The sequence below is a fragment of the Cupriavidus sp. USMAA2-4 genome (assembly GCF_001854305.1).
Taxonomy (GTDB): Bacteria; Pseudomonadota; Gammaproteobacteria; order Burkholderiales; family Burkholderiaceae; genus Cupriavidus; species Cupriavidus malaysiensis.
In genome coordinates this window covers 2,946,071-2,967,589 of record NZ_CP017748.1, presented here as the reverse complement: position 1 = coordinate 2,967,589, position 21,519 = coordinate 2,946,071, and the positions used below count along the sequence as shown (strand labels likewise).

Here is a 21,519-nt window from a genome sequence, read left to right as displayed (position 1 = left end):
GCCGGCAAAGCCGGGCGAGGCCATCGCCATCCACCGGATGACTGCATCATGTATCGCCCCCGCACCTTTCTTCCCGTTCCGCCGTCCTCCCGCCTGACTCCCTGCCTGGCCGCCCTGGCGACCGTGTTCGCCGCCGCGGGCACGCCCGCCCGGGCCGAGGACGCAGCGCCCGCCAGGGACACCGGCGTCTGCCGCACCGCCTGGTTCGCGCACGGCGGCCACGTGCAGATGGAGGCCGACGGCAATATGCCGCTGTCGCGCCGCTCCACGCAGCAGCCGCCGCGGGCCACGGCCGCGGGCTGCGAGGTCGAGATCGAGATCCGTTCCAAGACCGCGCTGGCAGCCCTGATGGGGCCGCCCATCGTCACCGAGCAGCAGCAGCGCGTGCTGATCCAGCCCCCGGCCGACGGGCAGCAGGCCAGCGTCACCGGCAGCGCCATGGTCAACGCCTGGGGGCCGCATGCCCGCCTGTACGGCATGACCACCATCGACGGCCTCGGCCTGCTGGACTACCAGTACCGCGGCCAAGACCTGCGCGAAGGCAGCATGCTCGACGGGGAAACCGTAGATTCCAGCGCGTCCTTCACCATCTACGCGCGCGAGTCGGGCGAGGAAGTCGGCAAGCTGGTGGCCCCGCACGCCACGGTCGAGATCAGCGTGCGCCAGGTCGGCAAGCGCCGGGTGATCCAGACCGCGCTGGGCCCGTCGGAATGCCTGCCGATCCGTTATGTGCGCACCACCTCGGTCGGGCGCCTGATCGTGGCCGGCGTGCAGGTGCTGACCGAACCATCACGCATGAGCGTCACCGACTGGTTCTGCCCCGCCGAGGGCTTCGTGATGCGCCAGGACATCGTCGAAGGCGGCGAGGCGCAGCGCATCGACACCACCATGGCCGACCGCGCGCAGGCGCCGGCGCCTGCGCCGGCCTCCCCTCGCACCAGCGACTAGCGCCCTGGCGCCGGGCCCGGCGCGTCGGCCCCCGGCGTCGCCGTGCCGCCTGCGGGCACCGCCAGGCGCAGCGCGCTGGCCACGCTGGCCAGTGCGGAGAAGGCCGCGCCCAGGCCCAGCGCCAGGGTCGGGCCGTGGCGCCCGGCGATGCCGAAGCTGGCCGCCACCAGCGCCGCGCCGGTGGCCTGGCCGAGCAGGCGCGCGGTGGCGATCACGCCGCTGGCGCCGCCGCTGCGCTCGCGCGGCGCGCTCGACATCAGGGCCTTCAGGTTAGGCGACTGGAAGAAGCCGAAGCCCGCGCCGCAGATCGCCATGCGGATGCCGATGTCGAACGCCGAGGGCGACACCGGCAGCATGGCCAGCGAGGCCATGCCCACGGCCAGCACCGCCAGGCCGATGCCGCCCAGCAGGCCGGGCGGGTAGCGGTCGGACAGGCGGCCGGCCAGCGGTGCCATCAGCGCCACCACCAGCGACCACGGCGTCATCAGGAAGCCGGTCTCCACCTGGCTGCGGCCGAGCACGGTCTGGAAATAGAACGGCAGCGAGACGAAGGCCAGGCCCTGGGCGGCGAAGGAGCAGATCGCCGTCACCGTGGACAATGCGAACAGCGGCCGCCGGAACAGGTCCACCGGCAGCATCGGCGCCGGGTGGCCGCGCTCGCGGCGCAGCAGCAGCGCGAACGCCACCAGGAATACCGCCAGCGCCGCCAGCGTCCAGTGCAGCGGCGCATGCTGCGAGCCCTCGCCCAGGGCGAAGATCAGCGCGGCGAAGGTGATCACGTTGAGCCCGGCGGCGACCCGGTCGAAGCCGTGCCCGCTGCGTGCCGTCTGTGGCAGCGAGGACCAGGCGATCGACAGCGCCAGCAGGCCGATCGGCAGGTTCACGGCGAACAGCCAGGGCCAGTTGCCGACCGACAGGATCACCGAGGCCACGGTCGGTCCCAGCGCGAAGGACATGCCCACCACCAGCGCGTTCAGCCCGACTCCGCGGCCGAGCCGGTGCATCGGGTAGAGAGCGCTGATCAGCGCCGTGTTGACGCTCATGATGGCGCTCGCGCCGATGCCCTGCAGCACGCGCGCGGCGGCCAGCGTGGGCAGCGACCACGACAGCGCGCATACCAGCGAGGACAGCAGGAACAGCACCACCCCGCCCAGGTAGATGCGCCGGTGGCCGAGGATGCCGCCGAGCGCGGCGAAGGGCAGCAGGGTCGCCACCATGGCGAGCTGGTAAGCGTTGATGACCCATACCGAGGCGGCCGGCGTGGCATGCAGGTCGGCGGCGATCGAAGGCAGCGCGGTGTTGGCGATGGCGGTGTCGAGCGTGGCCAGGGCCACCGCGATCATGATGGCGGCCATGCCGCGGCGCTCGCGCGCATTGAGGGGACGGTCGGCCGGGCGCGCCGTGGCCTGGGGTTCGGGAGTGCTGGGCATAGGGTGCGGCCTGTTGCGTGCTGCTTGCGGCGCGCACCCTGGCGGGCGCCGCCACGTCGCCGTGCGGCGCTGGCTGTCGGGGTCTTTGTCTGACGTCAGACGACACGATAAGGGAAAACACGGAAGTCTGCAGGCGTGGCGCACACGCGCCGGCGCCCACCAAGCGCCGGCACCATCACGTCAAGTCAGGTTGAGGCCGCCGTCGGCCAGCACGATCTCACCGGTCAGGTAGGACGATGACACCAGCATGGCCACGATCTCGGCAATGTCCTCCGGGCTGGCCCCGCGCCGCATCGGCGCGCGCTCGCGCCAGAGCGCGTGCGCCTGCGTCCAGTCGGCCGTCAGCGGAGTATCGACCAGGCCGGGCGCCACCGCGTTGACGCGGATCTCGGGCGCCAGCGCCAGGGCCAGCAGCCGGGTCGTATGGTTGAGTGCGGCCTTGCTCGCCGCATAGGGGATGGAAGCCCCCTTGGGCCGTATCCCGGCGTGGGAGCTGATGTTGACCACGCAGCCCGGCCGGCCCCGCGCGGCGGCCGCGCGCAGCGCCCCCTCCGCCTCGGCCACCAGCCGGAACGGCGCCACCACATTGACCTCGTGCATGGCCTGCCAGACCGCAGCGGTGGCCGCGCCCAGGTCGGCGTGGGGAATCACGCCGCTGATGCCGGCGTTGTTGACCAGGACGTCCAGCCGTCCCCATGCCGCCTGCGCCTCGCCTACCAGGCGCGTCCGCTCGGCGTCGTCGGCCAGGTCTGCCTGGACGTAGACCGCGTGGCCGAGTTCGGCGGCCAGCGCCCTGCCCGCCTCGGCGGAACGGCGCGAATGAAGCACCACGGCAAAGCCGTCGCGCGACAGCCGGCGCGCGACGGCGGCGCCGATGCCGGAGGTGGAGCCGGTGACGAGGGCCACCGGACGGTCAGCAAGGATGGGCGGTTTCATGGGTACGGACATACTCGGGACGGGATCGGAGAGCCGGGCCGCCCCGCTCGGAGCCGCAGCGGGCCGGCACGGCGCACGGGGGGAAGCGGGCCGCATGGCCCGGCCGGGATCGGAGGTGCGATCCGTGAGAGCGGCGGCGGGGGCCGCCATGCCGGCGGATGGCGCCGGAGGCGTGCCCGCAGGCCAGCCCCGCCGGTGGGCCGGGGCTATGCGCGGCAACGGGCTTGGCACCGCCGCGTCACGCCTGCAGGCATCATGCAGCGGATTGTAGCGTGGCGGACAAGCAAGGGATGCTCCCTGCGCCGCACGCCATCCTTGACCATGGACTCAAACGCGGCACCACCCGCCTCCCTGGAACCAGACCGCCAGACGCGCGCTATGCGTGCGTCATGCGCACGTCATGCGCACGTCACGCGCGCTTTGTGCGCGCGGCATAAAGCACCCGCCTTGACTTCGCAGGGACGGCCATTAGTATTTTTTGTGAAGACTCCCTCTTTCCGCGGCCAGAGCGCGGCCGTGCCCTCGCAACGAGGAGCACCACGGCGCGGCGCGGAATCCCCATGTGCGAACGCCACCGCAATCGCCTCGCTTCCCGCACGCCCGCCTGCATGTGCCGGGCGGATGACTTCAGCCACCGTTTACGTTTGCCTGGTGGCTCCCGCCCCTTCCCCCGATGAACAGGAAACAACAATGCACCCTACCGCTCGCACCCTCCGTTCCGCCGCCACGCCGGCCTTGCTGGCCCTGGCCCTGATGGCCGGCCCGGCGCTCGCCCAGAGCAGCGCCAGCGCTCCGATGTCGACGCCCGCCGCGGCGGGCAAGCGCACGCCGGCCCTGCAGCACGAGGCGGCCGTCGAACAGCGCATCAAGCAGTTGCACGACCAGATGCAGATCACCGCCCAGCAGGCGCCGCAGTGGGACGCCTTCGCGCAGGCCATGCGCGACAACGGCAAGCGCGCCGGCGAGGCCTACCAGGAACACGCGCAGAAGCTGTCGACGATGAACGCCGACGAAGCCATGAAGTCCTACGCTTCGCTGGCACAGATGCACGCCGACCATATGCAGAAACTGAGTGCGGCCTTCAGCCCGCTCTATGCCACGCTGTCGGACACGCAGAAGGCGACCGCCGACCGGCTGTTCCGCCATGAGCATGAGCGCCACCATGGCGGCGACATGCACCACGGCATGCGCCACGGCATGCGGCCGGGCGCATCGTCACCGGCGGCAGCCGGCGGTTGAGGAGCGGTTGAGGAGCGGTTGAGGTTCCGCGCCAGGGCCGCGGCCGGAAACCGCGGCAAAGGGCGGCAAGCGGCGGCAGCCAGGGGGAGCGCGCCTACTGCGGCAGCTCGTTCGGCTCGATCAGGTCGTCGAGCGTCAGGCCCTTTTCCTTCAGGATGGCTTCCAGCACGGGCTGCAGCTTGCCCAGGGTTTCCTGCACCGTTTCGCGCACGGTGTCGACCACCACCTGGGTAGCGCGTTCGATCTCGACATTGAGCGCGTCGCCGGGCTGCTTCTGCTCGAACACCGTGGCGCGGCGCGTCTCGGGAATCAGCCACACTTCGAACCAGCCTTCGGCGCGGTTGACCTCCGCCACGGTCAGGCTGGCGCCGTTGACGGCGATATAACCCTTGGCGAAGACGTACTTGCGGAACGCCGGCGGGATACCGATGCGCAGCACGCGGTTGTTGTCCGAGTGGCGCACGCTCAGCAGGGTAGTGGCGAAATCGACGTGCCCGGACAAGGGATGGCCGCCGATCTCTGCGCCGTCCTTGGCCGCGCGCTCGACATTGACCTCGCCGGCCTGGGCATAACCACCCAGCGTGGTGATATTCAGGCTCTGCTGCATCACGTCGAAGGAGGCCGCGGTCGGCGACAGCAGCTCGGTCACGGTCAGGCAGACGCCGTCGACCGAGACGCTGGCGCCGATCGCCAGGTCCTGGCAGAAGCCGGGCGGGAATTCGAGTGCGAAGGTGCGCAGGCCCTCGCGGTCCTGGATGGCGGCGATCTTCGCCACGCCCTGGATGATGCCGGTGAACATGATGCTGTCTTCCCAAACTGGTCGGTGGTCCCGCGGGACCGCGGGGGGATCCGCCGGATCCCCGCCTGGATGCGGCGCCGGCCCGGCGCCGCCGCCATTGTCGCTCAGGCAGGCGGCGCGCGCTGGCGCCCCGCCCGCCGCGCTCATGCCGCGGCCAGGCGGCCGAGGCTGGCGATGGTCTGCACGCAGGCGTTGGCCGCTTCTTTGCCCTTGACGACGAAGTGCTCGGTGAAATAGCGGCGGTGCTCTTCGTGATCGTGGAAGCTCTTCGGCGTCAGCACGGCGGAGAGCACCGGCACCTCGGTGTCGAGCTGCACGCGCATCAGGCCCGAGATCACCGCGTCGGCGACGAACTCGTGGCGGTAGATGCCGCCGTCGACCACCAGCGCGCACGCCACCACGGCATCGTAGCGGCCGCTGGCGGCCAGCTTGCGCGCATGCAGCGGGATCTCGAAGGCGCCCGGCACGTCGATGACATCGATGGCATCGCGCGCCACGCCGAGCCGGACCGCTTCGGCCAGGAAGGCGTCGCGCGCGCTATGGACGATGCCGGCGTGCCATTGGGCACAGATGAGGGCAATGCGGCCGCCCGCTCCGCCGGAGCCCGGCGACGAGGAAGAACGGCCTTCGTGAACGAGTTGATACGAGGGGGTCAGCTGATTCATGGCTTTCCTTGGAGAGGTTTCCAGAATCAGGGCGCACGAGCGCTGCCTCCCGGGCCCGGCAGGCCAGGCAGGCCAGGCAGGAGGCGAACACATCGCGCTCTCTTCCATCCGGACTATGACCGTCGGCTTCGGAATCGCACCGAATCTGCTGACCCCGGCCTGTGGGCAGGCCGGGCGCTCGCGGGCTAATGCGGGCTAGCGCGAGACGCGCGACAACCGCCATTACCGCCGGTGGGGACTTTCACCCCGCCCTGAGAACGCTGTTGCGGCAGTGCCGCAACGGGAAGATTCTGCCTCAAGGCAGCGCCGTCCGGCAAGGCTGGAGGTGATGCCGGCGGCAGAAAACCGAAGACAGGCGGCACATCGTGCGCCTGGCGCCGTGCCGCTGGCGACCGCGGCGGCACGGCGCCTGCAGAGCGGAACGCGATGGCCGCGCCGCTCACTCGGCCGACGCGCCCGATTCCTTCGCCACCTTGCCCCATTTGGCCGTCTCGGTGCGGATGAAGGCGGCCAGCTGCTGCGCGTTCATATTGCCCGCCGTCACGCCCTGCTCCTCGAAGCGCTTCTGCACCTCGGGCTGCTTCAGCACCTTGGCCAGCTCCGCGCCGACGCGCTGCTCGATCTCCGCCGGCGTGCCGTGCGGCGCCACCAGCGCGTACCAGGTGGTCACCTCGAAGCCTTTGACGCCGCTCTCGTCGAGCGTGGGCACCCCCGGATACGCGGAGGAGCGCCTGGCGGTGGTGACGGCCAGCGCTTTCACCGCGCCGCTGCGCACGTGCGGCGCCGCCGACGGGCTGGTCTCGATCGCCATCTGGATCTGGCCGGCGATCAGGTCGGTCATCATCGGCGCACCGCCCTTGTAAGGCACGTGCGAGAGATCGGTGCCCGTCATGGCGCGGAACAGCTCGCCCGACAGGTGCTCGGTGCTGCCGATGCCGGCCGAGCCGTAGTTGACCTTGCCCGGATGCTGCCGGATGTAGGCAATCAGCTCCGGCACCGTCTTGGCCGGGATCGCGGGATTGACCAGCAGCACATTGGGGGTCAGCGCCACCAGGCCGACCGGGTCGAGGTCGCGCGTGAACTCGTAGGGCAGCTTCTTGTAGATTCCCGGCGCCATGGTGTGCGCCACGGTGGCGAGCAGGAAGGTGTAGCCGTCGGGCTGGGCGCGCGCCACCACGCTCGCGCCCAGCGTGCCGCCGGCGCCGGGCCGGTTGTCGATCACCACCGGCTGGCGCAGGGCCTCGCCCAGTTTCTGCCCGACGATGCGGCCGATGATGTCGGTGGTGCCGCCCGCGGCGAAGGGCACCACCAGCGTGACAGGCCGCGCGGGCCAGGCCTGGGCCAGCACCGGCGCGGCGCCGGCGAGCATCAGCGCCGTGCCCAGCAGGCCGGCGAGCACGGTTCTGCGTGCGTGGGTCGTCATGGGTTCGTCTCCTCTTGGCAATGTCGCAATGTCGCAATGTCGCAATGTCGCAATGTCGCGATGTCTTTATCGTGATCGGTGCCGCGCGGCTCTCAGTCCGAGCCCAGCTTCAGCGTGTCCGGCTGGCGCTTCTCGATGGCCGACTTCAGCAGCGCCGCGCTGCGGTAGATGCCGTGCGCGAACTTGCCGTAGGGCAGCGTGGCGAACAGCGCCATCACCACGCCCAGGTGCACCGCCAGCAGCGCGGCCATGGCGCCGCTGTCGCGCCCGGCCAGCAGGGCCAGGCCGCTGAGCGCCGTCAGCAGCAGCAGGGCGATGAAGCCGCGGTCCATCGGTCGCTGGGCCGCGTCGCCGCGTGCCGGGTCGCGGCGCAGGTTCAGCCACAGCAGGCCGGCGCTGCCGATCGAGAGCGCGACGCCGCCGATGGTGCCGAGCAGCACCGGCGCGCTGAGATAGGCGTAGGGGGCGTGCCAGCCGAAGGCGTAGTGGTAGAGCGTCGCCGCCGCGGTGGCGGCGAAGCACAGCAGGAAGCCGTAGAAGGTGCAGTGGTGGAAGCGGCGCCGCGCCAGCGTGAAGCGGTCATCCTCCTCGTTGCAGCCCTCGCCGTGCCCGCCATCCAGGTAGGTCAGCGTGAGCGCGTCGTGCGCGGCCTCGGCCAGCGCCGGCGCGCCGGCGCGGCCGGGCGAAACGCTGCGCCAGAAGCGCGTCACGCCGAGCGCCAGCGCCAGCAGCGCGAAGGCGAAGACCGCGCCGAACATCGCCGCCATCAGGTTGTGCGGGAAGATCGCGTAGAAGTCGCCCGCCAGCGGCGCGTGCCGCAGCGTGCCGTGGCGCGCCAGCGCCAGCAGCAGGAACAGCGCCAGGCCGGCGGCCAGCGCCAGCGCCACGGTGAGCCCGTTGCGCTTGTACAGGGCGCCCAGCGCCGGCGGCCAGGCATAGTCGGCATAGGTCTGGCCGCGCACGCGCGCCATCGCCTGCGGCACGTTGACGCCGAAATCGTGGGGCGGCGCGTACTGGCAGGCGTGGTAGCAGGCGCCGCAGTTGTGGCACAGGTTGGCCAGGTAGTGGATATCGGCCTTGCCGAACTCCAGGCGGCGCGTCATGGCCGGGAACACCGCGCAGAAGCCCTCGCAATAGCGGCAGGCATTGCAGATCTGCATCTGGCGCGCGACCTCTTCTTCATTCTCCGTCAGCGGCAGCACGCGGATCACGCGCCGCGGCGCGGATGCCTCGGCCGGCGCCTGCGCCAGGGCCTGCGCCTCGCGCGTCAGGGCCGACAGCGTGGCCGGCGCGGACAGGGTCTCAGGCTGCTTCATCTTGCTTTCCTCGTTGCTGCGCGGCGGCCTGTGCCGCCTGTGTGCCCGCGATGCGGCCGAAGGCGGTGCCGATCGACATGCCGACGCCGGCCGTGTATCCCTTGCCGAGCACGTTGCCGGCCATCATCTCGCCGGCCACGAACAAGTTGTCGCTCGGCACGCCGCCGAAGTGCACCGCCGCCTGCTCGTTCACCTTGAGGCCGAGGTAGGTGAAGGTGATGCCGGGGCGCAGCGGGTAGCCGTAGAACGGCGCGGTATCGAGCGGGCGCGCCCAGTGCGTCTTGGGCGGCACGATGCCCTCGGTGTGGCAGTCGTCGAGCCGGGTGTGGTCGAAGGTGCCGACGCGGCAGGCCGCGTTATAGGCCTCGATGCTCTGCAGGAAAGGCGCCTCGGGCAGGCCCAGCTTGCGCGCCAGCTCCGGCAGCGTATCGGCCTGGGTGCCGGGAAAGACCGGCGGCATGAAGCGGCCCACCGCCTTGGCATCGATGATGGAATAGCCGATCTGGCCCGGCTGCTGCGCCACCAGCCGGCCCCAGATGGCATAGCGCTTGGGCCAGAAGTCCTCGCCCTCGTCGTAGAAGCGCCGGGCATCGCGGTTCAGCACCACGCCCAGCGAAACGCAATCGATGCGCGTGCAGATGCCGCCGTCGTAGAGCGGCGCGCGCGCGTCGATGGCCACGCAGTGCGACTGCGAGGGATCGCCGATGGCGTCCGCGCCGGCATCGATCATGTAGCGCAGCAGCACGCCCATGTTGTAACGGGTGCCGCGGATCAGGAAATTGTCGGCCGGCCACTCACCGCGCTCGTTGCGGCCCCAGGCCTCGCGCAGCCAGCCGCGGTTGGACTCGAAGCCGCCGGCGGCCAGCACGCAGGCGCGCGCGGCGATGCGCTCGCGGCCGATGCGCGCGGCGACGAAGCGGCCGCCGTCCAGCTCGATGGCATCGACCGGCGCCTGGTAGCGGATCTGCACGCCCAGTGCCTCGGCGCTGCGGTAGTAGGCATTGACCAGGGCCTTGCCGCCGCCCATGAAGAAGGCATTGGTGCGCGCCACGTGCAGTGCGCCGGACAACGGCGGCTGGAAGCGCACGCCATGCTTGCGCATCCAGGGCCGGCAGCTGGAGGAAGCGCGGATCACCAGCCGCGCCAGCGTCTCGTCGGTGAGGCCGCCGGTGACCTTGAGCAGGTCCTGCCAGTACTCCTCCTCGGGATAGGCGTCGACCAGCACATCCTGCGGCGCGTCGTGCATGCAGCGCAGGTTGCGCGTGTGCTGCGAATTGCCGCCGCGCCACGCGCGCGGCGCCGCTTCCAGCATCAGCACGGAAGCACCGGCTTCGCGCGCCATCAAGGCTGCGCACAGGGCAGCGTTGCCGCCGCCGATGACCAGGACGTCCCACATATTCCGCTCCGCCTCCCGCACTGCTTGGTGTCGAAGCGCGGACTGTAGCGAGCGGGGCGAGGCGGCGCCAGACGCGCCGGCTCAAGGGGTCTTCAGGCTTTGTGAAGGGTGGCCCCGGGCCAGCGCCCGGCCTTGACCAGCTCGCGCGTGACGCTGGCCAGCGTGTTGCGCGCCGCCAGCCCGGCCGGCGACAGCTCGTCGTCGGACAGGCTGACCAGCAGGTTGGGACGGTGCACGGCGCGGTCGGCGATGCCGATCATGGCAAGCGGCTCGCCCGCCACCCGGCCGACCGCCGCGCCCGGCTGCACGGTGGCGCCGAGGCCGGCGCGCACCGCGTCCATCAGCATGGCGAGCCCATCGATCTCGGCCACCACATTGGGCTGGCAGCGGCTGCGCAGGAAGGCGGCGTTGAGCACCGAGCGCAGCCCGTGCGGGCTGCTCGGCAGGATCAGCGGCAGATCGCGCAACGCCGACAGCCGCGTGGTGGCGGTGGACGGCAGGCCTGGCAAGCCGGGGCGGGCGATGACGAAGAGGCGTTCGGTCAGCAGCGGAGTCACGCTCCAGCGCTGCCCGGCGGCGGTCTGGAACAGCACCGCGAGGTCGAGTTGGCGCGCGCCGATCATCGCGCCGAGGTTGCCGGACAGGCTCTCGACCAGGTGCAGGCGGATGTCGGGATAGCGCTCGCGCATGGCCTGCAGGAAGGGCAGGCCGAGCACGGTGATGGTGCTGGGCGCCATGCCCACGCTGACGTGGCCGGACAGGCGCGCGAGCTGGGCCGCGCGCACGGCGTCGTCGGCATGGCGCAGGGCCAGCTGCGCCTGGCGCCAGAAGGCCAGCCCGGCGTCGGTCGGCACCACGCCGGTGGAGGTGCGCTGCAGCAGCCGGGTCGACAGCTCGCTCTCCAGCCGGCTGATCTGCTGGCTCAGCGCCGAGGTCACCACGCCCAGCTTCTGCGCGGCCTGGCCCATGCTGCCGAGTTCGACCACCTGTACGAAGTAGCGCAGTTGCCTGAGCTCCATGCCCTTCCCTTGGATATCCGATCCCGCGGATTCTAGCGGCATAGCGCGGGACACGGCACATGCCCTGCCCTGAGCACGCCCGGGGGCGTGCTCAGGGCAGGCTCAGGGCGCCACTTCCTCGATGCGGTCGACCCGGTCGGGATAGAAGGCGAGGTAGCCGGCGATCTGCGCCACCGCCGCATACGGGGCTTCGTACGACCACACTGCGTTGATGGCGCGCGTGCCGCCCACGGGGATGCTGAAGTAGCTGCAATCGCCCTTGTATGGGCAGTAGGTGGCGTGGCCGGTGCGCGCCAGCAGCGCCATGTCGGCATCCTCGCGCGGCAGGTACTGCACCGCCGCGTACGACGCCTCGCGCAGCGTCAGCGCGCGCCGGCTGTCGGCCACCACGCGGCCGGCGACCGTGACGATGACCCGGGCCGGATTGGGCGTCACGGTGATGGGATGGTCGGGTCCGGGAATCTTGACCGGCTTGGCCGTCATGACAGGCCTCCTGCGGGAAGGGGACGGAAGGGGACGCGGGGGCATCGGCAGCGGAAGCCGCGACGGCGCCGCGTCCGCCACAGTATGCGCCGCCCGGCGGCGGCACGCCCCTCAAGAAAAAAACGACTTGCATCTGTGAAATCAAGTCATTTTTGGAATTTCATCCACGGCACTACACTGACGCCAGGGTTAACCCTGAACCGCGTTCTTGTACACGACCAGCCACACGACGCCCCCAGGCCCTGCGGAGACGACGCCCCTCCGCGCTGCGCACGCACCGTTCCTCCGCAACGGGGAACGGTGCGCGGCCCGGCAAGACTCCGGCGCCCCCCTGTCCCGCCCGGGACTGCCATCCCGCCGGGGCCACGACTTGCACCATGAAGACCCAGACCTCCCTCCTCGCCGCCCTGCTGCTGCTGGGCGCCGCCTCTGCCTGGAGTACTCCCGCCGCCGCCATCCCCGCCCCCAGTGCGCCCCCCAGCGCGGATAGCCGCCTGTTCGGCAGCCCCGCCCGTCTCGACACCGTCACCCGCACCATCGACGTCACTCCCGGCACGCGTCGCGTGCTGGTCGGCTCGGGCGAATCGGTCGCCATCCGCGCCGGCGGCCAGACCGTCGGCTGGACCTTCCTGCAGGCCATCGGCGGCAGTTCGATGAAGCTGGCCCTGCTGATGCCCGGCGTGCCGCAGGCCAAGGACGTCTACATCCAGATCGCGCCGAGCGAGATCTACAGCGGCGGCTGAGCGCCGCCCGCCTCGCGCCGCGCCGGCCGCCCGGCGCGGCAGCGTTCCAGCAGGCGCAGCACCGCCGGCGCCTGCACATTGCGCCGGTGCGCCACCGCCAGCGGCGAGCGCACGGCCTGCTGCGCCAGCGGCCGGTACACCACGTCCGGCGGCGCGAAGGCGCGCATCGACTCCGGCACCAGGGCCACGCCGAAGCCCGCCGCCACCATGCTGACGATGGTGGACATCTGCGGCGACAGCGTTTCGACGCGCGGCGCGAAACCGGCGCTGGCGCAGACCGCCTGGGTGATGGCATAGAAGCCCGTGCCCTCCTGCGTGTGGGTACAGAGGAAGGTCTCGCCGCGCAGGCGGGCGGGATCGACCACGGCCTGGCGCGCCAGCGCATGGCCGGCATGCACGGCCAGCACCACCGGCTCGTCGGCCACCTCCAGCAGCGCTACGCCTTCCGGCAACCCCGGCAGCGGCGGCCGCACGAAGCCTAGGTCGAGTTCGCCGTCGGCCAGCCGGGTGAGCTGCAGCGGCATCTCCATCTCGCGCAGGCTGAACTGCACGTCGGGATGATCCTGGCGGAAACGATGGATCAGGCGCGGCAGCAGGCCCGACAGCGCCGCCGAGGCAACGTAGCCGATCGCTATGCTGCCGGTCTCGCCACGGCTGGCGCGCGCGGTCGCCAGCTCGGCCAGTTGCAGGCGGCGCAGCACATCCTGCGCCTCGCGCAGCAGCACCGTCCCCACCTCGGTCAGCGCCAGGCGGCGCCCGCCGCGCGCCAGCAGCGGCGCGCCCACCCGCTGCTCGATCCAGCGCAACTGCTGGCTCAAGGCCGGCTGCGAGATGCCCAGGCGCTCGGCCGCGCGGCCGAAGTGCAAGGCCTCGGCCAGCGCGACGAAATAGCGGTAGTGCCTCACTTCCAGGTCCATGGAGCTCTCCTTGCCTGCCAGGCCGTCTTCATAAGCTCAGCTTATCAATATTTAAGGTGGCTGCCGTTGTGCCTATGCCTGCGGCCGGCACAAGATGCGGCTTCGGCGTGCGCGGCCAGTGCCGCGGCGCCCCCCGTGAGGAAGGCTGATGAAACGAGTGGACAAGCGCGTGGCGCGCTGCAGCGAGGCCGTGGCCGGCCTGCGCGACGGCGCCACGCTGATGGTGGGCGGCTTCGGCAGCGCCGGCCTGCCGGCGGCGCTGATCAACGCCGTGCTGGACCAGGGCGCGCGCGGGCTGACGGTGGTCTCCAACAATGCAGGCTTCGACAACGAAGGCGTGGCCAGCCTGATCGCGGCCGGACGCGTGCGCAAGCTGGTCTGCTCCTACCCGCTCACCGCCGGCGCCACCGCCTTCCGCGATGCCTACCGGCGCGGCGAGGTCGAGCTGGAACTGGTGCCGCAGGGCACCCTGGTCGAACGCATCCGCTGCGCCGGCGCCGGCCTGGGCGGATTCCTCAGCCCGATCACGGTCGGTACGCCGCTGGCCGAGGGCAAGACGGTGCAGGAGGTCGGCGGCGTGGCCTATGTGCTGGAGCTGCCGCTGCGCGCCGACTTCGCGCTGGTCCGTGCGCATTGCGCCGACCGGCTCGGCAACCTGAGCTATCGCCTGGCGGGCCGCAATTTCAACCCGGTCATGGCGACCGCCGCCGAGGTGGTGGTGGCGGAAGTGGACAGCATGGTGGAAGCCGGCGCGCTCGACCCGGAACAGGTCGTGACCCCGGGCATCTTCGTCGACCGCGTCGTGCTGGCCCCGGGAGGCGCGGCATGAGCGGCCAGCCGAACCTTGCCCCCGGCGCCCGGCCCTGGACGCGCGAGGAGATCGCGCGCCGCGCCGCGCAGGACGTCCCGCACGGGGCCTACGTCAACCTGGGCATCGGCCTGCCCACCCAGGTCGCCGACTGGATGCCGCAGGACCGCGAAGTCTTCCTGCACAGCGAGAACGGCATCCTGCACCTCGGGCCGCGCCCGCCCGCCGGCCAGGAGGACGCCGAACTGGTCAATGCCAGCAAGCAGCCGGTCAGCCTGCTGCCGGGCGCATCCCTGTTCGACTCGGCGCTCAGTTTCGCCATGATGCGCGGCGGACACCTCGACCTGGCCATCCTCGGCGCCTACGAAGTGGCGGCCAACGGCGACCTCGCCAACTGGACCCGCGCCGACCCCGGCACGCCGCCGGCCGTCGGCGGTGCGATGGAACTGGCCTTCGGCGCGCGCGCGGTCTGGGTGCTGATGGAGCACACCACGCGCGACGGCCGGCCGCGGCTGCGCGCGCGCTGCAGCCTGCCGCTGACCGCGGCCGGCGTGGTGCGCCGCATCTATACCGACCTGGCGGTGCTGGCGGTGACAGCGGACGGGCTGCGCGTCGAGGCGATGGCGCCCGGCGTGACCTGGTCCGCGCTGCAGGCGCTCACGGAGGCGCCGCTGCTGCGCTGAGGCCGCCGCGGGCGGGCGCCTGCGTGCCGGCGAACGCTGGCGTCGGCGCACTGTCGCACAGCGCCGCCGGCGCCGGGCCGGCCGGAACGTCAGGCCTCCGGCAGCACCTCGTGCACCAGCGCGACGAAGGCGCGCGCGGCCGGCGACAGCGTACGCCCGGCCAGCCACACCGCGCCATAGGGCGCGCGCAGCTCGGTGGCCGGGCGCAGCGGCAGCGCGGCCGCCTCGCCCGCGGCACAGGCACCCGCCATCATCGACCGGGGTACCAGCACGACGGTGTCGGTCGCCTGCATCAGCGTGCGCAGCGCGTGCATGTCGTCGCAGGTGACGGTGAGCAACGCCTCCGGCGCCGCGGCCGGTCCGCCGCGCGCGTCGGCCTCGGCCTGGAGCTGGGCGGCGAAGAAAGCCTGCACGCGAGCCGGCAGGCGCGGCCCGGCCACCGGGAAGCCTGCCAGTTCCGTCAGCGCTACGGCGCGCCGCCCGGCCAGCGGGTGGCCGGCGCGCACGAAGAAGCCGGTCTGCAGCGCGGGCAGGCGATCGATATGCAGGTGCGGCTGGCCGGCCAGGCTCTGGCTCTCGCCGATGAAGACGTCGAGCCGCTCAGCCTCCAGCGCCTGCACCATGCTCTGCGTGTCGGCGATCTCCAGGTCGATGCCAAGGCGCGGGTGGCGCGTCACCAGCGCGGCCAGCACCGGCTCCAGCAGGAAGGCCGCGGCAAAGGGGCCGAAGCCCAGGCGCAGGCTGCCGATCTCGATGTCCTGCAGCAACTGCAGCTCGCGCCGCAGCTCGCGGCCCTCGCGCAGCATGCGGCGGGCCCGCGCCAGCACCATGGTCCCCGCGGCGGTCGTGCCGGCCTTGCCGTAGCTGCGGTCGACCAGCGCGCAACCGTAGTCGGCCTCCAGCGCCTGGATGCTGCGCGACAAGGCGGGCTGCGACAGGTGCAGCGCGTCGGCGGCGCGGGCAAAGCTGCCCTGCTCGATCAGCGTGACGAAGTGATGCAAGCGGCGAAGGCCCATGGTGCCGTCTGGTCTCCTGGAGGGGTTCCTGGAAGCGTTCCTGTGTCGTAACTCGCCGAGGCTGCCACGGGGACACAACCTTCAACTTTGCATGATTTGCATCGAAAACTTAAAAATATGGCATTGGACGTATTTTCTCAAGCCGGGTAGCGTGTGGACGCCACTCGCCCCCACGGCGGTGGCATGGCGACAGACCCGACAGAAAAAGACACGCAGGAGACAAGGCATGTTCAGACGACGCGCGCTGCTCGCGCTCGCCCTCGGCGGCATCACCCTCGGCACCGCCAGCACCGCGGCCGAGGCCCAGGCCGGCGGCTATCCGGCCAAGCCGATCCGCATCGTGGTGCCCTACCCCGCCGGCGGCGGCACCGACATCGTCGCCCGCGCGCTGGGAGAAAAGCTCAGCAAGCGGCTGGGCCAGCCCATCATCGTCGACAACAAGGGCGGCGCCTCCGGCATCATCGGCACCGATGCCGTGGCCAAGGCCGCGCCGGACGGCTACACGCTGCTGGTCACGCTGACGCAGTCCGTGCTGACCAATCAGTTCCTCTACGCCAAGCTGCCCTACGACCCGCGCAAGGACCTGACGCTGATCAACGTGCTGGCCGACGCGCAGCTCGTGCTGGTGACCACGCCCGCGCTGCCCGTACGCAATGCCAGGGAACTGGGCGAGTACGGCCGCAGCCACCGCGGCAAGGTCGGCTACGCCTCCTGGGGCGTGGGCTCCTACGCCCACCTGGCGGGGGCCTACTTCAGCCGGCAGATGCAGGCCGACATGGTGCACGTGCCCTACAAGGGCGAGGCGCCGATGCTGCAGGACCTGATGGGCGGCCAGGTGCAGTTCGGCGTGGCCAGCCTCCTCACCGCCAAGCCCTACATCCAGAACGGCAAGCTCAAGGCGCTGGCGGTGACCGGCGACAGCCGCAACGCCGGCCTGCCCGAGGTGCCCACCTTCGCCGAGTCGGGCCTGCCGGACAACGCCTTCAAGACCATGGGCTGGATCGGCCTGCTGGCGCCGATGGGCACCCCGCCGGCGGTGGTGGCGAAGCTGGACGAAGAGGTCCGCGCCGTGCTGCAGCAGCCCGACATGCAGACCCGCCTGACTTCGCTCGGCCTGCGCCCGCTGGGTACCACGCCGAAGGAATCGCAGGCGCTCTACGCGCGCGACTGGCCGGTGCTCAAGCAACTGGTGGCGGACTCGGGCGCCAGGCTGGATTGAGCGGCACGCCGGCGCGCGTCAGGCGCCGCCCGCGCCGGTCTCGATCTCCGGCTCCACCGACATCCCCACGCGCAGCCGCGCGGCTTCCGGCTGGGCCGGATCGAGCCGGATGCGCGTGGGCAGGCGCTGAACGATCTTGGTGAAGTTGCCGGTCGCGTTCTGCGGCGCGATCGGTGCATAGCTGAGGCTGCTGGCCGGCGCCACGCTGTCGACCCGGCCGCGCAGCACCACGCCCGGCAGCGCGTCGACCTTGATGCGCACCGGCTGGCCGGGCCGCACGTGCGCGAGCTGCGTCTCGCGGTAGTTGGCCTCCACGTACACGGCATCCAGCGGCACCACCACCATCAGCGGCTTGCCCGCGCCGACGAAGGCACCGACGCGCACCGAGCGCTCGCCCACCATGCCGGCCTGCGGCGCGACCACGCGCGTGTAGGACAGGTTCAGTTCGGCGGCGGCCTGCGCGGCGCGGGCCTGCGCCAGCACGGCGCGCGCCTTCTGCAGGTCGGCCCGCAGGATCTCCAGCTGCTGCCGCGCGGCCTCGTGCGTGGCGGCGTTCCGGTCGCGGCCGGCCTGCTGGATGGCGAGCCGCGCTTCGGCCTGCTGCAAGGCCTGCACCGTGCCGGCGCCGTCGGCGGCCAGGTTGCGGTAGCGCGCAGTGTCCGCGCGCGCCAGCCTGAGCGCGGCATCGTCGGCCACCACACTGGCCCGTGCCTCGCGGATGACGCTCTGCTGCCGCGCCTGCTGCGCCTGCAGGCTGTCGATGGCGGCCTCGCTGCTCTGCACCTGGGCGCGTGCGCTGTCGAGCGCGACCACGAAGTCGCGGTCGTCGAGGGTGGCCAGCAGCGTGCCGGCCTGCACCACCTGGTTGTCCTGTACGAGCACCTGGGCGACGCGGCCCGACACCTGCGGCGCCACCACGGTGAAATCGGCGCGCACGTAGGCATTGTCGGTGGACTGGACCGCGGCCTCGGCTTCCGGCTGGTTCAGGTAGGCCAGCGCGCCGAGGGCGATGAGGGCCACCAGGCTGACGGTGGCGATCTGGATCTGTCTGGGGAGTGCCATGGCGATCTCCGGATAAGTTCGTTGCGGTTTCGCTACGGCTTCGTTGCTGTTGCGTTGCGGTGAAGCCGTAGCGAGCGGAATGCAGTGACAGCGGCCCCGCTAGCGCGGCGCGGCCACGGTAGGAGCAGGGATGTACTGCAGGCGCAGCACCACCGGGATCAGCGCCAGCGCGAACCATCCCAGCACGCGGTAGGCGTCGGCGGTGGCGAGCACGAAGGCCTGCCGGGCCACCATGCCGCCCAGCCCCGCCGGCAGCGGCGCGTCGCCGAGGGCACCGCCCAGCCGGCCGACGTGGTCCAGCAGCAGGCTGGTGTGGAAGCGCTCGCGCACGGCCAGGAACTGGCCGAGGCCGGCACCGCCCAGCAGCGTGCCGAACACGCGCAGGGCATTGATGATCCCCGATACATAGGGGCCCTCCTGCGGACGCACCACGCTGGTGGCGAGGAACAGGAGCGGCACCACGGTCATCGGCTGGCCGAGTGCCTGCAATGCCTGGACCCAGGCGAATTGCCGCCACATCCAGTCGGGCGTCAGGCGCGCGGCCAGCAGGCAGGACAGCGCCAGCAGCGCCAGGCCGCACGCGAACACCCAGCGCGCATCCACCCAGCGGCGGTACAGCAGCAGCGCCACCAGCGAGCCCAGCACCATCTGCGGCAGGCCCACGATCAGGCCGATCGGCATGCCCTGCAGCGCGCGGTAGCTCCAGGTCCGCGCCAGGAAGCCCGACGGCAAGGCCGAGCCCGACAGCATCACCACCAGCAGGCAGACGAAGACGGCAAAGCCCAGGCCAAGGTTGCGCCGTGCCAGCAGGCGCAGTTCCATGAAGGGCTCGGGGTGATACCACTCGGTCAGCAGGTAGAGGGCCGTGCAGCCGGCGCCCGCCGCCAGCGCGCAGGTGACCAGCGGCGAGCGGAACCAGTCCAGGCGCACGCCCTGGTCCAGCCCCACCGCCAGCAAGGCCAGCCCCGTCGCGCCGCAGGCCAGGCCCAGCCAGTTGCCGCGCGGGAAGCGGCCGGCCTGGATCGGCTCGCGCGGCAGGCCGCGCGCCACCAGCGCGCCGGCGATGGCGGCCAGCGGCACGATCTGCCAGTAGACCAGGCGCCAGTCATGCAGCGCATCGGTCCACTGCGCCGCCAGCCACATCGCCACATTAGGGGCAAAGGTGGCGGTCATCGCGTACAGCGCCAGGCCATGCAGGCGGACCGGCGCCGGCAGGAACCTGAGCGCGGCCGACATCAGCAGCGGGATCATCGCGCCGCAGGCCAGGCCCTGCAGCGCGCGCAGCGCCAGCAGCAGGTGCAGGTCGCGCACCCAGGGCAGCAGCAAGGCCACGGCCACGCTGGCAAGCAGCAGCCCGAGATGGAAGCGGCGCAGCGTCAGCGTGATGGCGAACCACGAGGCAAAGGGCATGGCCACCAGTTCGCCGGCCGCATAGGCGGTGCCGAGCCAGGAGGCGTCGTCCAGGCCGAAGCCGAGCGCGCCGCGCACGTCGGCCAGCGCGAGCGTGCCCACGCGGTTGTTCAGGCCGGCCATCATCGCGGCCAGGAAGATACCGCCGAGCGCCAGCAGCGGGCGCGTGGTACCGCCGGCAGTACCGGACGCGGCAGCAGGCGCGGCCACCACGGCCGGCACCGCAAGGCCGCCGGACACGGACGCCGCCTCGCCGGAACGGGCGGCGCTCACGAGTTGGCTCCCTGGCCGCGCTCATCGGGCGGCGGCAGGCTGGTATTGGCCGTGGCGGCGGCCTCGCCCGGCGCCGGGTCCGCCGTCGTCCCCGCCGTCGTCCCCGCCTCCCAGCCGCCACCCAGCGCCTTGTACAGCGCGACCACGGTCAGGGTGGCGGTGGTGGCGCTGTCGCTCAGCGCGAGCTGGCCGCCGAGCAGGTTGCGCTGCGCCACCAGCACCGGCAGGTAGTCGGCGGCCCCCTGCTGCCAGGCGCGTTCGGCCGCCTGCAGTGCGACGCGGTTCTGCGCCTCGGCGCGCGCCAGCTCGGCATGGCGGCGCTGCTCGGCGGCCCAGGCGTCGAGCGCATTGTCGATCTCGTGCCAGGCCTGCAGCACCGTCTTCTGGTAGGCGATGGCGGCGGCCTGCTGCCCGGCCTCGGTGAGCGCCAGCGTCTGCTTCAGGCGCCCGCCCTCGAAGATGGGCAGGTAGAGCGTGGGCCCGACCAGGAAGTTGCGCGAGGCCCAGTTGCCCAGGTCGGTGAACTGGAAGGCCTCGGCGCCGAGCCGGGCCTTGAGCGTGAGGCGCGGATAGAAATCGGCCTGGGCGGCGCCCACCGCCGCGGTGGCCGCGTGCAGTTCGGCCTCGGCCTGCAGGATGTCGGGGCGGCGCCGGGCCAGTTCCGAAGGCAGGCCCACCGGCAGCGCCGGCGGCATGGCGGGCAGCGGCATCGCACGCGTGAGCTCGCCGTCCAGCTCGCGCGGCGGCAGCGCCAGCAGCAAGGCCAGCGCATTGAGCAGGGCATCGCGCTGCCGCTCCAGCTCGGGCTCGAGCGCCGTCACCGTGGCCAGCTGCGCCTGCGCGGCGGCAGTATCGAAGCGCGTTGCCACGCCGTTGGCCTCGCGGCTCTGCGCCAGCCGCAGCGCATGTGCGGCGATGGCCCCGTTGGCGCCCGCGATGTCGAGCTGTGCCTGCACGCCGCGCCATTGCAGATAGGTGCGCGCCACCTCGGCCGACAGGCTGACGCGCACGGCCTCGCGGGCCAGCAGCGCGGCCTGCGTGCCCGCCTGCGCCTGTTCGAGCAGGCGGCGCGCGCGGCCCCACAGGTCGATCTCCCAGGCGGCGTCGAAACCGGCCTGCCACAGGTCGATCGCATGGCTGGGCGCGCCCAGCGCGGCGAACAGGCCGTTGGCGCTGACCGCTTGGCGGCCGTAGTTGCCGCCCGCGCCCAGCGCCGGCAGCAGCGCGGCGCCGGCGATGCCCATCCGGGCGCGGCTTTGCGCCACGCGCGCCGAGGCCGCGCGCAGGTCGAGGTTGGCCGCCTGCGCGCGTGCCTGCAGCGCGTCCAGCGTGGCGTCGCCGAACAGGCGCCACCAGGCCGCGGGCGCGGCCTCGGCGGTCAGGCGGGCCGGCAAGCCCTCGGCACGGCGCGGCGACAGCGTCGCGCCGGCCAGCGGCGCCGCGGGGGGAGAGAAGTCAGGGCCGACGGCGCATCCGCCCAGCAGCAAGGCCAGGAGGAGCGCCGGCGCCCGGGGATGCAGGCGTGGCAGTCGGATCATGAGAGCGAGGGGGAAGCCCGCGCAGACCGCATCGACGGACGCGGCCCGGCACGGCGCTTGCGCAAAGGGATGAACACCAGGACACCAGCCGGCGAGAGCCATGCCGGGGCGCCTACCAGGCGCGGACGGCAGGGCATCCGCGCGATAGCCGCATGCTAGGCCGGCGCCCGGCTGGCGCCATGGCGCCATCGTGCCA

General features: G+C 72.0%; 20 protein-coding genes and 1 riboswitch. Of the genes, 6 read left to right on the top strand and 14 right to left on the bottom strand.

From position 1 onward, the window contains the following. Positions 1-48 precede the first annotated feature (48 nt). A complete protein-coding gene (locus tag BKK79_RS13130) occupies positions 49-948 on the top strand; it encodes a hypothetical protein (RefSeq protein WP_071015745.1) in 900 nt (299 codons plus the stop codon). Here BKK79_RS13130 and BKK79_RS13125 read toward each other — a convergent pair. Both BKK79_RS13125 and BKK79_RS13120 read right to left on the bottom strand, forming a co-directional pair. Next, positions 945-2,378, bottom strand: coding sequence for an MFS transporter (locus tag BKK79_RS13125; RefSeq protein ID WP_071037843.1), 1,434 nt, complete (start codon positions 2,376-2,378; stop codon positions 945-947). The genes BKK79_RS13130 and BKK79_RS13125 overlap by 4 nt on opposite strands. 180 nt (positions 2,379-2,558) lie before the next feature. Next, on the bottom strand, positions 2,559-3,314 hold the full coding sequence (locus BKK79_RS13120) for an SDR family NAD(P)-dependent oxidoreductase (RefSeq protein ID WP_071015749.1): 756 nt from the start codon (positions 3,312-3,314) through the stop codon (positions 2,559-2,561). A 690-nt stretch (positions 3,315-4,004) separates the two neighbouring features. Between BKK79_RS13120 and BKK79_RS13115 the strand changes: the two genes are divergently transcribed. Then, positions 4,005-4,553: a Spy/CpxP family protein refolding chaperone gene (locus tag BKK79_RS13115; protein ID WP_071015751.1), complete on the top strand. Its 549-nt coding sequence runs from the start codon at positions 4,005-4,007 to the stop codon at positions 4,551-4,553. Positions 4,554-4,647: 94 nt separating this feature from the next. Here the strand turns inward: BKK79_RS13115 and BKK79_RS13110 are convergent, their stop codons facing one another. The 7 genes from BKK79_RS13110 to BKK79_RS13080 form a co-directional block, all read right to left on the bottom strand. Further along, positions 4,648-5,352 carry a riboflavin synthase gene (locus BKK79_RS13110; RefSeq protein WP_071015753.1) on the bottom strand — a complete coding sequence of 235 codons (705 nt, stop codon included), beginning with the start codon at positions 5,350-5,352 and terminating at the stop codon, positions 4,648-4,650. Between the two features lie 143 nt (positions 5,353-5,495). After that, a complete protein-coding gene (locus BKK79_RS13105) occupies positions 5,496-6,017 on the bottom strand; it encodes a 6,7-dimethyl-8-ribityllumazine synthase (protein WP_071015754.1) in 522 nt (173 codons plus the stop codon). A 92-nt stretch (positions 6,018-6,109) separates the two neighbouring features. Beyond that, positions 6,110-6,280, bottom strand: a riboswitch (FMN riboswitch). 176 nt (positions 6,281-6,456) lie between these two features. Continuing rightward, complete coding sequence (locus BKK79_RS13100) at positions 6,457-7,440, bottom strand: Bug family tripartite tricarboxylate transporter substrate binding protein (RefSeq protein ID WP_071015756.1); 984 nt, start codon at positions 7,438-7,440, stop codon at positions 6,457-6,459. A 92-nt stretch (positions 7,441-7,532) separates the two neighbouring features. Then, a complete protein-coding gene (tcuB, locus tag BKK79_RS13095) occupies positions 7,533-8,756 on the bottom strand; it encodes a tricarballylate utilization 4Fe-4S protein TcuB (RefSeq protein WP_071037842.1) in 1,224 nt (407 codons plus the stop codon). Next, the gene (gene tcuA / locus BKK79_RS13090) at positions 8,743-10,152 is read right to left on the bottom strand and encodes an FAD-dependent tricarballylate dehydrogenase TcuA (protein WP_071037841.1); all 1,410 of its coding nucleotides are present in this window, start codon (positions 10,150-10,152) and stop codon (positions 8,743-8,745) included. Before tcuA ends, tcuB begins: the two co-directional genes overlap by 14 nt. A gap of 92 nt (positions 10,153-10,244) precedes the next feature. Continuing rightward, on the bottom strand, positions 10,245-11,171 hold the full coding sequence (locus tag BKK79_RS13085) for a LysR family transcriptional regulator (RefSeq protein ID WP_071015762.1): 927 nt from the start codon (positions 11,169-11,171) through the stop codon (positions 10,245-10,247). Positions 11,172-11,273: 102 nt separating this feature from the next. Then, on the bottom strand, positions 11,274-11,699 hold the full coding sequence (locus tag BKK79_RS13080) for a DUF427 domain-containing protein (protein ID WP_442873229.1): 426 nt from the start codon (positions 11,697-11,699) through the stop codon (positions 11,274-11,276). 332 nt (positions 11,700-12,031) lie between these two features. Here BKK79_RS13080 and BKK79_RS13075 point away from each other — a divergent pair, with 332 nt between their 5' ends. Further along, positions 12,032-12,397, top strand: coding sequence for a CzcE family metal-binding protein (locus BKK79_RS13075; protein WP_071037840.1), 366 nt, complete (start codon positions 12,032-12,034; stop codon positions 12,395-12,397). Here the strand turns inward: BKK79_RS13075 and BKK79_RS13070 are convergent. Further along, entirely contained in the window at positions 12,382-13,314 is a 933-nt protein-coding gene (locus BKK79_RS13070; RefSeq protein WP_071037839.1) for a LysR family transcriptional regulator, read from the bottom strand. The two genes, BKK79_RS13075 and BKK79_RS13070, sit on opposite strands and share 16 nt — an antisense overlap. 148 nt (positions 13,315-13,462) lie before the next feature. On the opposite strand from BKK79_RS13070, the gene BKK79_RS13065 reads away from it, so the two are divergent. Together BKK79_RS13065 and BKK79_RS13060 are read left to right on the top strand one after the other, a co-directional pair. Then, the gene (locus tag BKK79_RS13065; protein ID WP_071015768.1) at positions 13,463-14,143 is read left to right on the top strand and encodes a CoA transferase subunit A; all 681 of its coding nucleotides are present in this window, start codon (positions 13,463-13,465) and stop codon (positions 14,141-14,143) included. Further along, a complete protein-coding gene (locus BKK79_RS13060) occupies positions 14,140-14,805 on the top strand; it encodes a 3-oxoacid CoA-transferase subunit B (protein ID WP_071015769.1) in 666 nt (221 codons plus the stop codon). Before BKK79_RS13065 ends, BKK79_RS13060 begins: the two co-directional genes overlap by 4 nt. Before the next feature lie 89 nt (positions 14,806-14,894). Here the strand turns inward: BKK79_RS13060 and BKK79_RS13055 are convergent, their stop codons facing one another. Beyond that, entirely contained in the window at positions 14,895-15,821 is a 927-nt protein-coding gene (locus BKK79_RS13055; protein ID WP_071015770.1) for a LysR family transcriptional regulator, read from the bottom strand. A 226-nt stretch (positions 15,822-16,047) separates the two neighbouring features. On the opposite strand from BKK79_RS13055, the gene BKK79_RS13050 reads away from it, so the two are divergent. Then, positions 16,048-17,040, top strand: a complete 993-nt coding sequence (locus BKK79_RS13050) for a Bug family tripartite tricarboxylate transporter substrate binding protein (RefSeq protein ID WP_071037838.1) — start codon at positions 16,048-16,050, stop codon at positions 17,038-17,040. A gap of 18 nt (positions 17,041-17,058) precedes the next feature. Here BKK79_RS13050 and BKK79_RS13045 read toward each other — a convergent pair whose 3' ends face one another. The 3 genes from BKK79_RS13045 to BKK79_RS13035 form a co-directional block, all read right to left on the bottom strand. Continuing rightward, positions 17,059-18,102 carry an HlyD family secretion protein gene (locus BKK79_RS13045; protein WP_071037837.1) on the bottom strand — a complete coding sequence of 348 codons (1,044 nt, stop codon included), beginning with the start codon at positions 18,100-18,102 and terminating at the stop codon, positions 17,059-17,061. 99 nt (positions 18,103-18,201) lie between these two features. Further along, positions 18,202-19,785, bottom strand: a complete 1,584-nt coding sequence (locus tag BKK79_RS13040) for an MFS transporter (RefSeq protein ID WP_232346213.1) — start codon at positions 19,783-19,785, stop codon at positions 18,202-18,204. Continuing rightward, positions 19,782-21,323: an efflux transporter outer membrane subunit gene (locus BKK79_RS13035; RefSeq protein WP_071037836.1), complete on the bottom strand. Its 1,542-nt coding sequence runs from the start codon at positions 21,321-21,323 to the stop codon at positions 19,782-19,784. The genes BKK79_RS13040 and BKK79_RS13035 overlap by 4 nt, the downstream gene beginning before the upstream one ends. Positions 21,324-21,519 lie beyond the last annotated feature (196 nt).